The 14,034-nt window shown below is 70.4% G+C and carries 13 protein-coding genes; 9 read left to right on the top strand and 4 right to left on the bottom strand.

Going from position 1 to position 14,034, the window contains the following annotated elements:
• Positions 1-104 precede the first annotated feature (104 nt).
• From AB0H75_RS16415 to AB0H75_RS16390, 6 genes are all read left to right on the top strand, one after another.
• The gene (locus AB0H75_RS16415; RefSeq protein WP_367796737.1) at positions 105-674 is read left to right on the top strand and encodes an amino-acid N-acetyltransferase; all 570 of its coding nucleotides are present in this window, start codon (positions 105-107) and stop codon (positions 672-674) included.
• 85 nt (positions 675-759) lie between these two features.
• The gene (locus AB0H75_RS16410) at positions 760-2,211 is read left to right on the top strand and encodes an RDD family protein (protein WP_367796735.1); all 1,452 of its coding nucleotides are present in this window, start codon (positions 760-762) and stop codon (positions 2,209-2,211) included.
• A gap of 122 nt (positions 2,212-2,333) precedes the next feature.
• Entirely contained in the window at positions 2,334-2,822 is a 489-nt protein-coding gene (locus AB0H75_RS16405) for an RDD family protein (protein WP_367796733.1), read from the top strand.
• A 510-nt stretch (positions 2,823-3,332) separates the two neighbouring features.
• Complete coding sequence (locus AB0H75_RS16400; protein WP_367796731.1) at positions 3,333-3,668, top strand: Lsr2 family protein; 336 nt, start codon at positions 3,333-3,335, stop codon at positions 3,666-3,668.
• Between the two features lie 935 nt (positions 3,669-4,603).
• Positions 4,604-7,105, top strand: a complete 2,502-nt coding sequence (locus tag AB0H75_RS16395) for an ATP-dependent Clp protease ATP-binding subunit (protein WP_367796729.1) — start codon at positions 4,604-4,606, stop codon at positions 7,103-7,105.
• A 432-nt stretch (positions 7,106-7,537) separates the two neighbouring features.
• The gene (locus tag AB0H75_RS16390; RefSeq protein ID WP_367796727.1) at positions 7,538-8,476 is read left to right on the top strand and encodes a TIM barrel protein; all 939 of its coding nucleotides are present in this window, start codon (positions 7,538-7,540) and stop codon (positions 8,474-8,476) included.
• A 9-nt stretch (positions 8,477-8,485) separates the two neighbouring features.
• Here AB0H75_RS16390 and AB0H75_RS16385 read toward each other — a convergent pair whose 3' ends face one another.
• A complete protein-coding gene (locus AB0H75_RS16385; RefSeq protein ID WP_367797141.1) occupies positions 8,486-8,956 on the bottom strand; it encodes a MarR family winged helix-turn-helix transcriptional regulator in 471 nt (156 codons plus the stop codon).
• A 65-nt stretch (positions 8,957-9,021) separates the two neighbouring features.
• On the opposite strand from AB0H75_RS16385, the gene AB0H75_RS16380 reads away from it, so the two are divergent.
• Both AB0H75_RS16380 and AB0H75_RS16375 read left to right on the top strand, forming a co-directional pair.
• Positions 9,022-9,399 carry a cupin domain-containing protein gene (locus tag AB0H75_RS16380; RefSeq protein ID WP_367796725.1) on the top strand — a complete coding sequence of 126 codons (378 nt, stop codon included), beginning with the start codon at positions 9,022-9,024 and terminating at the stop codon, positions 9,397-9,399.
• 17 nt (positions 9,400-9,416) lie between these two features.
• Positions 9,417-9,833 (top strand): cupin domain-containing protein, encoded by a 417-nt coding sequence (locus tag AB0H75_RS16375; RefSeq protein WP_367796723.1) that lies wholly within the window; start codon positions 9,417-9,419, stop codon positions 9,831-9,833.
• 13 nt (positions 9,834-9,846) lie between these two features.
• Here the strand turns inward: AB0H75_RS16375 and AB0H75_RS16370 are convergent, their stop codons facing one another.
• The gene (locus tag AB0H75_RS16370) at positions 9,847-10,722 is read right to left on the bottom strand and encodes an A/G-specific adenine glycosylase (protein WP_367796721.1); all 876 of its coding nucleotides are present in this window, start codon (positions 10,720-10,722) and stop codon (positions 9,847-9,849) included.
• 67 nt (positions 10,723-10,789) lie between these two features.
• Between AB0H75_RS16370 and AB0H75_RS16365 the strand changes: the two genes are divergently transcribed.
• On the top strand, positions 10,790-11,479 hold the full coding sequence (locus AB0H75_RS16365) for a hypothetical protein (protein WP_367796719.1): 690 nt from the start codon (positions 10,790-10,792) through the stop codon (positions 11,477-11,479).
• A 26-nt stretch (positions 11,480-11,505) separates the two neighbouring features.
• Here AB0H75_RS16365 and disA read toward each other — a convergent pair whose 3' ends face one another.
• Positions 11,506-12,579: a DNA integrity scanning diadenylate cyclase DisA gene (gene disA / locus AB0H75_RS16360; RefSeq protein WP_367796717.1), complete on the bottom strand. Its 1,074-nt coding sequence runs from the start codon at positions 12,577-12,579 to the stop codon at positions 11,506-11,508.
• Positions 12,580-12,619: 40 nt separating this feature from the next.
• Positions 12,620-14,029 carry a DNA repair protein RadA gene (gene radA / locus AB0H75_RS16355; RefSeq protein WP_367796715.1) on the bottom strand — a complete coding sequence of 470 codons (1,410 nt, stop codon included), beginning with the start codon at positions 14,027-14,029 and terminating at the stop codon, positions 12,620-12,622.
• Positions 14,030-14,034 lie beyond the last annotated feature (5 nt).

Below are 14,034 nucleotides of genomic sequence, written 5' to 3'. Positions count from 1 at the left end.
CGTCGATGCCGGGCCTGTCCGCAGGTGACCGGGGCGTGGCGTGGAACGGCGCGGGCAGAGGGAGATAAGTCCGAGCCGTAATGACATCTGTACTCTGGAGAGCCATGGAGCAGGTGGCCGAACTGACAGTGCCCGAGACCGCGGTGGTGGTCCGGCGTGCCCGCACGCCCGACGTCCGCGGGATCAGGCGCCTGGTCGACACCTACGCGGGCGCGGGTCCCCGGCTCCTGGAGAAGACCACGGTGACGCTGTACGAGGACGTACAGGAGTTCTGGGTGGCCGAGCTCGGCGGGCGGGTCGCCGGCTGCGGTGCCCTCCACGTCCTGTGGGAGGACCTCGCCGAGGTCCGTACGGTCGCCGTCGATCCGGAACACCGCGGCATGGGCATCGGCCACCGGATCGTCGAGGCACTCATACAGCAGGCGAAGGATCTTGGTCTGCGACGTGTATTCTGTCTGACTTTTGAGGTCGACTTCTTCGCCAGGCACGGTTTCCGCCCCATCCAGGGAACACCCGTCTCCCCTGAGGTCTACGCCGAGTTGCTGGCCTCGTACGACGAGGGTGTGGCGGAGTTCCTCGACCTGGAGCACGTCAAGCCGAACACCCTGGGCAACACCCGCATGCTGCTCCATCTGACATCGGGTGACGCAGGCCTTGACCAGACGGAAAGGTGATTGTTGATACCTATGTCGATACGTTGGGCAGCACAGGCATGTGCCCTGACATGTGCCACATGCGCACTCGAAGCGAGGTGACACGGTGAGCACCGGACAGCCGCCGTATCCACAAGACGAATCCGGCGAGAACTCCGCGCCCGGCAATCCCCACTACGGGCAGCAGAACCCCGGCCGCCACCCCGGCGAGCCGGACCCCGACGCCACCGTGGTCGGCTACCGCGCGGACGACGCATTCGGTCAACCCCCCTACAACCAGCAGCAGGGCTACGGCCAGCAGCCGCAGTACGGGCAGCAGGGCTACGGCCAGCAGCCCCAGTACGGCCAGCAGCCGCAGTCGCAGCCGGACTACGGCCAGCAGCAGTACGGCCAGCAGCCGCAGTCCCAACCGGGCTACGGCCAGCAGCCCGGCTACGGGCAGCAGCCGCAGTCCCAGCCGGACTACGGGCAGCAGCAGTACGGCCAGCAGCAGGGCTACGGCCAGCAGCCCCAGTACGGGCAGCAGCCGCAGTCGCAGCCGGACTACGGGCAGCAGCAGTACGGCCAGCAGCCGCAGTCCCAGCCGGGCTACGGTCAGCAGCCCTCCTCGGGCCAGTACGGCGCCCAGCCGGGTTACGGCCAGCAGCCACAGTCCCAGCCCGACTACGGCCAGCAGCCCGGTTACGGCCAGCAGGGCTACGCCCAGCAGCCGCAGTCGCAACCGGACTACGGCCAGCAGCCCGGTTACGGGCAGCAGCCGCAGTCGCAGCCCGACTACGGCCAGCAGCAGTACGGCCAGCAGCCGCAGTCCCAGCCGGGCTACGGCCAGCAGCCTTCCTCCGGCCCCGGCCAGTACGGCGACCAGCAGTACGGCCAGGCGTACGGCTACGGCCAGCAGGCCCAGCCGGACTACGGCCAGCAGCAGGGCTATGGCCAGCAGCCGGGCTACGGTCAGCAGCAGGGCTACGGGCAGCCGGGCTACGGCCAGCAGCAGTACGGCCAGCAGCCCGGCTACGGCCAGCCGGTCGGCGTCCAGCCGCCCGGCGCCCCCGCCCCGCTCGCCGAGTGGTGGCAGCGCCTGGTGGCCAGGCTGATCGACGGCGTCATCCTGTTCATCCTCAACATCGTCGTCGGCCTGATCTTCGGCCTCCTCTTCGTGGCCACCTACAGCTCGCTCGACGGCAGCAGCTCCGGGTTCGCCTCGTCGATCGTGGTCGGCATCCTGTCGTCGGTCGTGGTGACCCTCCTCTGGGTGGCCTACGACTTCTTCCTGCTGAAGGCGAACGGCCAGACCGTCGGCAAGATGGTGATGGGCATCAAGGTCGTCCCCGTCGGCCAGGCGATGCCGCCCAAGGGCCTGCCGACCGACGCCGCGCTCAAGCGCGCCGTCGGCACGTGGGGCTGGTGGGTGCTCAACGCCGTCCCGATCCCGCTGATCCCCGCGCTGCTCGCGTGGGCCGGCGTCGCCGTCAACGGCGCCTCCCAGCTCTGGGACAAGCCGTTGCAGCAGACGTTCGCCGACAAGTTCGCGCGGACGGTGGTCGTCAAGATCAAGTAGTCCGCGGACGTCACCATAGGGGCCGGCTTCCCGCCGGCCCCTATGTTTTGCCCGCGGGGCCGTACCAGAATGGGAGGACCTGCACGCCCCGCCGGGGCCGCCGACGACGCGAGGTGGAGGTTATGGCCGGTACGGTGCCGCGCGCGGACACGCTGCCGGCGGAATGGTGGGAACGGCTCGCCGCCCGGCTGATTGAAGCGCTCGTCTTCGGGGTCTTCTATTACATTCTGTTCATCGCCCTGTGGGGCATCTTCCGAACTGTCGGGATGTTGCAGGTCTTCGACGGCCGGTTGCCCGGTGTGGGCGCCTGGCTGGTCGCCGGGGCGGCTTATGCGGGCTACGACTGGTGGGCCCATTCCCGGGGCGGCCGCACGTTCGGCAAGGTGATCATGCGGATTCGCCTGGCCCCCGGCCGTCCGGCGTCCGGCGCGGCCCTGAAACGGGCCCTGGTCTATCCGGGGCCGCTCATGCTGGTGGGCATTCCGGTGGTCAATCTCCTCGCCGGAATGTTGCTGTTCGGGGTGGGTCTGCTCATCCTGATGGACAAGCCGCTGGAGCGTGGTCCGCACGACCGGCTGGCCGGAACGCGTGTGGTAAAAGATCTTCGCTGAGCCTTCCGCACCTGCGCCGACGCCTTTTCGCAAAGTTTTCGCTTGATCCGGTAAGGAGTCTGGAGAGACTGGCATTAGGCTATGGGGCGTCCGGGTTGCCGGATGTCGGCGCCCCTGCGACGCGCAGGGCATGTGTGTGCCGCTATGGTCGGATGCGGGCGGTTGTCGCCGTACGCTGCACAGGGGTCACGATCTCAAGGCGGCGACCCCGGGCGCATATAGCGCCCCCCAAACCCTGTCTGCCGTGGAGGCGAGGACGAATGGAAGCCCTAACGGACGTATTGTCAGCGCTCATCCCCCCGGCCGTGGTGGCCGGAGCCTTCATCTTTGGCGTGGTGAAGTTGGTCCGGTACGAGGGCCCCGGGCGGCACCCTAAGCCTCAGGAGCCGGCCGAGAAGCAGAACTGATCGGCCAGTCAGCGAATCCCGCAGTGGCTGAATTGTCTCAGCGCCTTTCCGGGTATATGTTTGGGCAGGCGAATGAAACAATGCCCGCGAAAGGATTGCGTAGATGGCCAAGCAGATCCAGGAGATTCTCATCGATGACCTCGATGGGGGCGAGGCCAATGAGACGGTCAGCTTCGCTATTGACGGCTCCTCCTATGAGATTGACCTCAGCGACCTTAACGCCAAGAAGCTGAGGGACGCGCTCTCGCCTTTCGTGCAGCACGCGCGCCGGGCGGGCGCCGCAACCTCCGCACGTCGTCGCGGTCGTAGCGGCAGAAGTGCGATGAGCCGGGAGAAGAGCGCGGAGATCCGGCAGTGGGCCAAGGCCCACGGTCTGCCGGTCAGCGAGCGTGGCCGTATCGCCTCGACCGTCGTCGAGAAGTACGAGGCGGCTCACTGAAAGAGCCGTCGTACGACCATGCGCTTATGCCGTTCGCCTTGGACCCCGGCGGCCGCCATAAGCGCATGATCATTTACGGCGGCGTTCCAAATACCGGAACGCCGCGGCGGACGAACCGCTGACTCGTCCATATGCGGGCGTTTTGGCCGCGTGTCACGGCCCCGTGCCCGGTGCCGTTTCACCGGGCGGGCGCCCGCATATGTGAAGGCGTGATGTCCGTTCTGCCCGAATGCTGAATGCTGAGGGCGGCCCGTTCCTTGAGGCGTGCCCGGGGGACGCCGGAGCGGCGATGCCGTAACGCGCCGGGGGATTGATGGCGTGACGGCCGGGGATTGCGGCGATCCGGACGCGGGAACGTACGTTGAATGGGGTATGCGGGCTCCCGCCCCCGTTCCTGGGTAAAAGCTGTGAATCTTCGCCGAGGGGGCCTAATCCGTGATCTCCACTCGCGCGGGGGCCGCCGCCGCCGTCCGGTAACCCTGCTGACCGGATGGGGATTGACCGGGGGAGCGGTAGGTACCGGGTCATGCTCAGGGCGTAGCGCGCTCACTTGGCCTTCCATTGCCGGACGACATACAGTGATTGCGTAACAGAGATACGGACGCGGCATCACCGGCGATGCGGCGGGCGCGGCCCCTCGACGGGCAGGCGGCCCGGGCGTCCGGGGGCCGATCCGTGTTGATCTGGGTGCGTCGCGGCGGCAATTCAGTGTCGCCTCCCCGTAGCGGCCTAAACATCGTTCGCTTGCGGCGTATCGGGAACACGTCACCCCCTAACAGTAGTTGGATGGAGGGTGAACGCCCTGCTCTCGGGGAACGTCTCTGCTATAGAGCGTGTCAGAGGCGATGGGCACGGTTCGCCGAGCCAGGGCTAGCATGCGGGAGGACGGGACCGGATTTACCGGCCTGACTGACCGCTCTGTGAGGAGCGACGAGATGTTCGAGAGGTTCACCGACCGAGCGAGGCGTGTTGTCGTCTTGGCCCAAGAAGAGGCCAGGATGCTCAACCACAACTACATCGGCACTGAGCACATTCTTCTTGGCTTGATCCACGAAGGTGAGGGCGTTGCCGCCAAGGCTCTGGAGAGCCTGGGCATCAGCCTTGAGGGTGTGCGCCAGCAGGTCGAGGAGATCATCGGCCAGGGCCAGTCGGCTCCGTCGGGGCACATTCCCTTCACCCCGCGGGCCAAGAAGGTCCTCGAGCTGTCGCTCCGTGAGGCTCTGCAGCTGGGCCACAACTACATCGGCACCGAGCACATCCTGCTCGGGCTCATCCGCGAGGGTGAGGGTGTGGCGGCCCAGGTGCTGGTCAAGCTTGGAGCTGATCTCAACCGGGTCCGGCAGCAGGTCATCCAGCTGCTCCACGGTTACCAGGGCAAGGAGCCGGCCGCCGCGGGTGGCCCCCAGGAGTCGGCCCCGTCCACGTCCCTGGTCCTCGACCAGTTCGGCCGCAACCTGACCCAGGCCGCCCGCGAGGGCAAGCTGGATCCGGTCATCGGCCGTGAGAAGGAGATCGAGCGGGTCATGCAGGTCCTCTCCCGGAGGACCAAGAACAACCCCGTTCTCATCGGCGAGCCCGGCGTCGGCAAGACCGCCGTCGTCGAGGGCCTGTCGCAGAAGATCGTCAGGGGCGAGGTGCCCGAGACGCTGAAGGACAAGCAGCTCTACACGCTTGACCTCGGCGCCCTGGTCGCCGGCTCCCGCTACCGCGGCGACTTCGAGGAGCGCCTGAAGAAGGTGCTCAAGGAGATCCGCACGCGCGGCGACATCATCCTGTTCATCGACGAGCTGCACACGCTCGTGGGTGCGGGCGCCGCGGAGGGCGCGATCGACGCCGCCAGCATCCTCAAGCCGATGCTGGCCCGCGGCGAGCTGCAGACGATCGGCGCGACCACGCTCGACGAATACCGCAAGTACCTCGAGAAGGACGCCGCGCTGGAGCGCCGCTTCCAGCCGATCCAGGTGGCCGAGCCCTCGCTCAGCCACACGATCGAGATCCTCAAGGGTCTGCGCGACCGCTACGAGGCGCACCACCGCGTGTCCATCACCGACGACGCGCTGGTGGCCGCGGCCCAGCTCGCCGACCGCTACATCAGCGACCGCTACCTTCCCGACAAGGCGATCGACCTCATCGACGAGGCCGGCTCGCGGATGCGCATCCGCCGGATGACCGCTCCGCCGGACCTGCGCGAGTACGACGAGAAGATCGCCAACGTGCGCCGCGACAAGGAGTCCGCGATCGACGCGCAGGACTTCGAGAAGGCGGCTGCCCTCCGCGACCAGGAGAAGCAGCTCCAGCTCAAGCGCGAGCGCCGGGAGAAGGAGTGGAAGGCCGGCGACATGGACGTCGTGGCCGAGGTCACCCAGGAGCTCATCGCCGAGGTCCTGGCGACCGCCACCGGCATCCCGGTCTTCAAGCTGACCGAGGAGGAGTCGCAGCGCCTGCTCCGCATGGAGGACGAGCTCCACAAGCGGATCATCGGCCAGGACGACGCCATCAAGGGCCTGTCGCGGTCCATCCGGCGCACCCGCGCCGGCCTGAAGGACCCGCGCCGTCCCGGTGGCTCGTTCATCTTCGCGGGTCCCTCCGGCGTCGGTAAGACCGAGCTGTCCAAGGCTCTGGCGGAGTTCCTCTTCGGTGACGAGGACGCTCTGATCAGCCTGGACATGTCGGAGTTCATGGAGAAGCACACCGTCTCCAGGCTGTTCGGCTCGCCTCCCGGCTACGTCGGTTACGAGGAGGGCGGCCAGCTCACCGAGAAGGTGCGGCGCAAGCCGTTCTCCGTGGTCCTGTTCGACGAGATCGAGAAGGCCCACCCCGACATCTTCAACTCGCTGCTGCAGATCCTGGAGGACGGTCGCCTGACCGACGCCCAGGGTCGGGTGGTCGACTTCAAGAACACGGTCATCATCATGACCACCAACCTCGGCACCCGCGACATCTCCAAGGGCATCGGGGTCGGGTTCGCGAAGTCCAACGACACCGAGTCCAACTACGAGCGGATGAAGGCGAAGGTCCAGGAGGAGCTCAAGCAGCACTTCCGGCCCGAGTTCCTCAACCGTGTCGACGACATCGTGGTCTTCCACCAGCTGACGCCGGTCGAGATCATCCAGATCGTGGATCTGATGCTCGCCCAGGTCGACGCCCGGCTGAAGGACCGCGACATGGGGCTCGACGTCTCGCCCGAGGCCAAGCAGCTGCTGGCCGACCGCGGCTACGACCCGGTCATGGGCGCCCGGCCGCTGCGCCGGACCATCCAGCGCGAGCTGGAGGACTCCCTGTCGGAGAAGATCCTCTACGGCGAGCTCCGTCCGGGGCAGGTCGTGAAGGTGACGATCGAGGGAGAGGGCGACGAGGCCAAGTTCGTCTTCCGGGGCGAGCCGGCCTCGCAGGTCCCCGACTCGGCGGCGGCCATCGCGGCCCCGATCCAGCACTGAGGATCCGGCGCTGAGGATCCAGCACTGAGGTAGCGAGAGCTTCCAGGAAAGCCCCCGTGTGGTTGGTCACACGGGGGCTTTCGCGTGCGCGGGGCAAGGCGCTCTGTGGCATCCTGTGCCTCCCCGGAAGGTTGTTCGGGCGCTCCGGACGGGACACGTCGTGACGTACGGATGGTAACGGCGTCGTTGCGTAATTGTTGGATGAGCGGGTATACCACCACCGCAAGTAGTACTACACTGCGTAGAGCATCGCCAAGTCTCATCCAAGTGAGCCACAAGAGCGCGTTCCTAGCCTGGGGCCTGCTCCCCGGGGAGTAGCGAGGAATCAACTCTGGGCGGACGCCGGCGGAGCTCGTGAGCAGACATGCTCGACGAGGTCCGCACGTCCGGGGCGGGCGACGGACACACACCAGCAAGCCGTGGAGGAAACCGATGCGCCTGCGTCACGATGACGGAACGCTCGTTCACCTCGCCTACAACGCAGGCGTCCACCCCGCCGAGGACCTGGAGAACCTGATCGCCCACCTCACCCGCTACGCCGTGCCCGTGCGCAAGCGGCTCGGCGTCGAGCGGATGGGCGTCGGCCTGTGGTTGTCGCCGAGCGTGGCCGACCACCTCACGGCCGACCGCATCGAGCTCGTCCGCCTGCGCCGCTCGCTGGAGGAGCGCGGCCTGGAGGTGGTGAGCCTCAACGGCACCGGCGGGCGCAACCAGGAGGTGCCCGGCCCCGACTGGGCCAAGCCCGAGCGCTACCGCTACACGATGGCCCTGGCCAGGATCCTGGCCTTCCTGCTGCCGGAGGACGTGCGGTTCGGCAGCATCTCGACGATCCCGATCGGCTGGCGGCGCGACTGGCCGGCCGACCTGCACGCCATCGCCACCCGCCGCCTGGAGCGGCTGGCCCGCGAGCTGCGCGGCATCTACAGCGTCACCGGCAAGACGATCCGGGTCGGCTTCGAGCCCTGGCCCGGATGCGTGCTGGAGACGACCGAGCAGGCGCTGGAGCGCGTGGGCGGGATCGACTCCGAGCACCTGGGCGTGTGCCTGGACGCCTGTCACCTCGCCTGCGGCGAGGAGGAGCCGGGGGTGGCGCTCAAGGGCCTGGCCGCGGCCGGCGCGCCGGTCGTCAAGCTGGGCCACGTGCACAACCACACGGGCGAGACACCCAGCACCGGCGCGGTGCTGCACGACACGCTGACGGCCATGCTGTCGGGCGCGGTCAGCGGCAGCGCGCACATCGAGGTGGAGACGCACAACCTGATGGTCCCCGGGCGGGCCAAGGGGCCGGGGGCGCTGGTGTCGCTGCTGGCCGAGGAGCTGGACTGGGCGCGCAGCAACCTCACGGGCCTGGGCCTCCAGCTCGCCGCCTGAGCCCCGCCCCTACAGGGAGCCGAACCAGCCGGGCATGTCCAGCCGCCACGGATTGCCCGGCGTGACCTTGCGCAGGTCGGCCTCCAGCGCGCGCAGACGGTCCGCGCCCAGCTCGGCGGCCCAGCGGGCGCGCAGGGTCTCGAAGATGTGGGCCGAGCGGCGCAGCGCGTCCATCCCGTACGGCGTCAGGCGTACGATCTTGCGCCGGGTGTCGCGCGGGTCGGCGGCGCGCTCCACGTAGCCGATGCGCTCCAGCGTCTCGATCGTCTTGCCGGCCGCCTGCTTGGAGACGCCCAGGACGCGCCCCAGCTCCACCGCCGTGGTGCCCTGAGGGCCGATCGCCTGCATGACGAATCCGTGCATGGGCCTGATGTCGGGATGTCCCTGCCGGGACAGCTCGGCGTGCAGCTCGTCGATGAGCGCCCGGAACGCCAGCAGCAGGCGCAGCGGCAACTCGAATCCAGGGGCGTCGCTTGACACAATAGACAACCTGATTGACTATATTGATGGACAACGAGGTTGCCTATCTTAGGGGGTTCCCCGGTATGACCGTCATTCGCGCCGCCGACGCGCGGCGCTCCGAGACACCCGGCGGGGTCATGACGACCTTCGCCTCGCCCACCCAGGGCGGGGCCGGCCGGTCGATGTGGCGTGTGGACGCCCGGCCCGGCGCGGCGGGGCCGCTGCACGACTTCGACGTCGAGCAGGTGTGGAGCTGGCTGGACGGGGCGGCCACCGTCGAGCTGGGCGGCGAGAGGTTCGGCGTGGCGGCGGGCGACACCGTCGTCATGCCGGCCCGCACGCCGCGCCGCGTCACGGCCGGCCAGGACACCGGTTACACCGCCGTCGTCACCGCCCAGGCCGGCGCCAGGGCGATGTCCGCCGACGGCGACGACCACGGCACCCCGCCGTGGATCGTGTGATGAGAGGGAGGACACCCATGACCGTCGTGCCGAGCGCCGAGTGCCGGCGTACCGAGACGCCCAACGGCGTCATGACCACGCTCGCCTCCCCGACGCAGGGGGCGGCCGGGCAGGCTCTGTGGCGGGTGGACGCCAGGCCCGGCATGGAGGGGCCGGTGCACGCCTTCGACGCCGAGGTGCTGTGGACGTGGCTCGACGGGGCCGCGGTGGTGGAGCTGGGCGGGGAGCGGTACGAGGTGGCGGCGGGCGACACGATGGTGCTGCCCGCCGACGTGAGCCGGCGGATGCTCGCCGATCCGGTGCGCGGGTTCGTCTCCCTCGTGACCGCTCCCGCCGGGACGAAGGTCTACAACCCGGACGGCACCTCCGCCCCGGACGCCTGCGACCTCGCCCCCAAGGGCGACGAGCGCCTGGTGCCGCCCTGGGTGCGCTGACCCCGGGGGCCGGTCAGGCGTGGGGGAGGCGGTAGGTGCCGTCGTCGAGGGCCTCGGCGAGGCCGTCGGCGACCAGGCCGTCCAGGGCGCGCTCGCGCTGGACCGCGTCGTCCCAGACCACGTCCAGCGCCGCCTTGGGGACCGGCCCGTGGGCCGCGCGCAGCACCGCCAGCAGCCGGCCGCGGCACTGCCGGTCGGTGCCGGCGTACGTCTGGCCCTTGCGCGCGGGGCCGGCGTGCGGCGGCTTGCCCGCCAGCCGCCAGGCGCACACGCCGGCGATGGGGCAGTCGGCGCAGCGCGGCGCGCGGGCCGTGCACACCAGCGCCCCCAGCTCCATGACCGCCACGCCCCACCGGGCCGCGCCCAGCTCGGGCAGCAGCGCCTCGGCCAGCCGCCGCTCGGCCGCCGAGGTGGCCGTAGGAGGGTACTCCTCGGCGCGTACGGCCCTGGCGAACACCCGCCGGACGTTGGTGTCCAGCACCGCGTGCCGGCCTCCGTAGGCGAAGCTGGCGACCGCCGCGGCGGTGTACTCGCCGATGCCGGGCAGCGCCAGCAGGGTGGCGTGGTCGGCGGGCACCTCGCCGCCGTGCTCGTCGGTGATCGCCCGCGCGCAGGCGTGCAGGCGCAGCGCCCGCCGCGGGTAGCCGAGCCTGCCCCAGTGGCGCACCGCCTCGCCCGGCTGCTCGGCCGCGAGGTCCTTCGGGGCGGGCCAGCGCCGCATCCACTCGTGCCAGACGGGCAGGACGCGCGCGACCGGGGTCTGCTGCAGCATGATCTCGCTGACCAGCACGCCCCACGGCGTGGCGTCGGCGGCCCGCCACGGCAGGTCCCTTGCGTTGTCCTCGTACCAACGAAGGACAGAGTTGTGCAGGAGATGAGGCTCAACCACGCCGACAAGGGTATGCCTACGGGAATGAGCTCGGCGTGTCGTCACCCTCCGCAGCCTTCCGGTCACCATGCTGGAGGTCATGGACCCGGAGACGATGCGTGGCGACGGCGGTGACGTTTACTGGCGACGCCGGATGAGCGTGCTGGTGGCGGTGCTCGTCGTGGTGGCCGTGGTGGCGTGGGCGTGCTCCAGCGGGGGCGAGGGCGAGCCGGAGCGGGACGCGGAGGCGAAGGCGTCACCCAGCGTCACGCCCGCGGACGACCCGCTGCTGGCCGGGCTGCGCACGCTCGCGATGGGCACCGCCAGCCCCTCGCCCACCCCTACCGCGGGCAGGTCGAGCCCCGCCGCCAGGCCCAGGCGGCCCGGCGCGCCCTGCGCCGAGGAGGACCTCGTGCTCAGCCTGCAGGGCGGCAAGGACCAGATCTACGCGGGCGACGCCCGGCCCCTGTTCATCGCCACACTGGTCAACACCGGCCCGGTCATGTGCAAGGCCGACGTGGGGCCGCGCGCCATGGAGATCCGCATCACCTCCGGCCAGGACCGCATCTGGTCCACGGCCGACTGCGTGAGCGGGGTCGCGGGCGACGTGACCGAGCTGCAGCGCGGCGTGCCGTACGTGCGCTCGCTGAGCTGGGACCGCCGCCGCTCCAGCGCCGACTGCCGCTCCACCGCGCCGAGCGCCCTGCCCGGCACGTACGTCGCCACCGCCCGCTTCGGCAGGCTCCGCAGCACCAAGGGCGTCTTCCACCTCCGCTGACCGCCCGGCCCCGGGCGGGTGCGGGCTCAGACGTAGCGTTCGAGGATGGAGGACTCCGCGAGGCGGGACAGCCCCTCGCGGACGCTGCGCGCCCGGGACTCCCCGACCCCGCCCACGGCCTGCAGGTCGTCGATGCTGGCCGCCAGCAGCTTCTGGAGCCCGCCGAAGTGGTTGACCAGCCGGTCGACCACGGTGGCGGGCAGCCGGGGCACCTTGGCGAGCAGCCGGAAGCCGCGCGGACTGACCGCGCTGTCGAGCTTGTCGGCCCCGTGCCCCAGCACGTGGGCGACCGCGGACAGGTCGAGCAGGTCGGCCCCGGAGAGCTGGTCGAGGTCGTGCATGGCCTCGGGCAGCCGCTTGTGCCGCCGGCCCGCGGGCGCGGGGAGGTAGTCGCGCACGACCAGCTCGCGCTCGGAGTCGACCCCGGCCACCAGCTCGTCGAGCTGCAGGGACAGCAGCCGCCCGTCGGTGCCCAGCTCGACGACGTAGCCCTCGATCTCGTCGGAGATGCGGCGCACCATCTCCAGCCGCTGCGCGACGGCGGCCACGTCGCGGACGGTGACGAGGTCTTCGATCTCCAGCGCCGACAGCGTGCCGGAGACCTCGTCGAGGCGGTGCTTGTAGCGTTCGAGCGTGGCCAGGGCCTGGTTGGCCTTGGACAGGATGGCCGCCGACTCCTCCAGCACGTAGCGGATGCCGTCGAGGTAGAGGGCGATGATCCGCATCGACTTGCTGATCGCGATGATGGGCAGGCCGGTCTGGCGGGCGACGCGCTGGGCGGTGCGGTGGCGGGTGCCGGACTCGTCGGTGGGGATGGCCGGATCGGGCACGAGGTGCACGGCCGCCCGCACGATCTTGTCGTCGCCGCTGATCACGATGGCGCCGTCCATCTTGGCCAGCTCGCGCAGCCGGGTCGCCGAGAACTCGACGTCGAGCGTGAAGCCGCCGCTGCACACCGCCTCGACGGTGTCGTTGTAGCCGAGCACGATCAGTCCGCCGGTCTGCCCCCGCAGGATGCGCTCTAGGCCGTCGCGCAAGGGCGTGCCCGGTGCCACCGCCGCCAGGGCGTCACGCCGGCGGTCGTCCAGACTCCTATCCACCTGACCCCCGTGTCGATCGGTCACGCCCAGCTTAGCCGCGCTATGTGACGTGTGTGAGTGCGTCCCAGACGTTCTCCGCCTGGACGACCTCGAACCCGGGGGCGAAGGCCACCGGCCCGACCGGCACGAGCGAGCGGTCGCCGGCGCGCTTGCGCGTGCCGTCCTCCAGCGAGCCCGCGGGGACGAGCGCGCGCTTGAAGCCCAGCCTGGCGGCCTCGGTGAGCCGCCTGCGCACGTCTCTGACCGGGCGCAGCTCCCCGGCCAGGCCCACCTCGCCGAGCGCCACCAGCCCGGCCGGCAGCGGCTTGTCGCCGGCGGCGCTGGCCACCGCGAGCATGACCGACAGGTCGACCGCCGGATCGGCCAGCTTGAGGCCGCCCACCGTGGCGGTGAACACGTCGCAGCCGCCGAGCCGGGCGTTGAGCCGCCGCTCCAGGACGGCGAGGATCATCTGCACGCGGTAGGTGTCGAGGCCGGAGGAGGTGCGCCGGGGCTGCTGCGCCTCGGTGCGCGCGACCAGGGCCTGGACCTCGGCGGGCAGCGGCCGGGTGCCCTCGACGGTGACCGTGACGCAGGTGCCGGGCACCGGCTCGCTGCGCCGGGAGACGAACAGGCCGCTGGGGTCGGTGATGCCCTCGATGCCGCGCTCGTGCAGGTCGAAGCAGCCGACCTCGTCGGTGGGGCCGAACCTGTTCTTGATCGCGCGGACCATGCGCAGCCGGGAGTAGCGGTCGCCCTCGAAGTTGAGCACGACGTCGACCAGGTGCTCCAGCGTGCGCGGGCCGGCGATGGAGCCCTCCTTGGTGACGTGGCCGACGAGCACGGTGGCCATGTTGCGCTCCTTGGCCAGGCGCACCAGGTTGGCGGCGACCTCGCGCACCTGGGTGACGCCGCCGGGCACGCCGGTGGCCTGGGCCGAGCCGACGGTCTGCACGGAGTCGACGACCAGCAGCGTCGGCTGGACCTTCTCCACGTGGGTGACCAGCGCCGACAGCTCGGTCTCCGCGGCGAGGTAGAGGTTGGGGCGGATCGCGTCGATGCGGTCGGCGCGCAGCCGCACCTGGGCGGCGGACTCCTCGCCGGTCACGTAGAGGACGGTCTCGCGCTCGGCGATGCGGGCCGCGGCCTCCAGCAGCAGCGTGGACTTGCCGATGCCGGGCTCGCCGGCCAGCAGCACCACCGCGCCGGCCACCAGGCCGCCGCCCAGGACGCGGTCGAGCTCGCTCACGCCGGTGGTGCGGGCGGTGGCGACCTCGGCCTTGACCTGGCCGATCGGCATGGCGGGCGCGGTGGTGGCGCCGCCCTGGACGACGGTGACGCCGGCCCGGGCGCCCTCCTCGTCGACCGTGCCCCACGCCTGGCACTCGCCGCACCGGCCGACCCACTTGCTGGTGCGCCACCCGCACTCGGCGCAGCGGTATCCGGGCTTCTGGGCAGTCGACTTCGCCATGTCGA

It is taken from the genome of Nonomuraea sp. NPDC050783, assembly GCF_040802095.1.
Classification (GTDB): domain Bacteria; phylum Actinomycetota; class Actinomycetes; order Streptosporangiales; family Streptosporangiaceae; genus Nonomuraea.
This window is presented reverse-complemented; position numbering and strand designations above follow the sequence as displayed.

Coding starts and splice junctions, on each gene's coding strand:
- AB0H75_RS16390 (WP_367796727.1), top strand. CDS start 7,538: ATGCGCCTGCGTCACGATGACGGAACGCTCGTTCACCTCGCCTACAAC.
- AB0H75_RS16365 (WP_367796719.1), top strand. CDS start 10,790: ATGCTGGAGGTCATGGACCCGGAGACGATGCGTGGCGACGGCGGTGAC.
- AB0H75_RS16375 (WP_367796723.1), top strand. CDS start 9,417: ATGACCGTCGTGCCGAGCGCCGAGTGCCGGCGTACCGAGACGCCCAAC.
- AB0H75_RS16380 (WP_367796725.1), top strand. CDS start 9,022: ATGACCGTCATTCGCGCCGCCGACGCGCGGCGCTCCGAGACACCCGGC.
- AB0H75_RS16415 (WP_367796737.1), top strand. CDS start 105: ATGGAGCAGGTGGCCGAACTGACAGTGCCCGAGACCGCGGTGGTGGTC.
- AB0H75_RS16400 (WP_367796731.1), top strand. CDS start 3,333: ATGGCCAAGCAGATCCAGGAGATTCTCATCGATGACCTCGATGGGGGC.
- AB0H75_RS16405 (WP_367796733.1), top strand. CDS start 2,334: ATGGCCGGTACGGTGCCGCGCGCGGACACGCTGCCGGCGGAATGGTGG.
- AB0H75_RS16395 (WP_367796729.1), top strand. CDS start 4,604: ATGTTCGAGAGGTTCACCGACCGAGCGAGGCGTGTTGTCGTCTTGGCC.
- radA (WP_367796715.1), bottom strand. CDS start 14,029: ATGGCGAAGTCGACTGCCCAGAAGCCCGGATACCGCTGCGCCGAGTGC.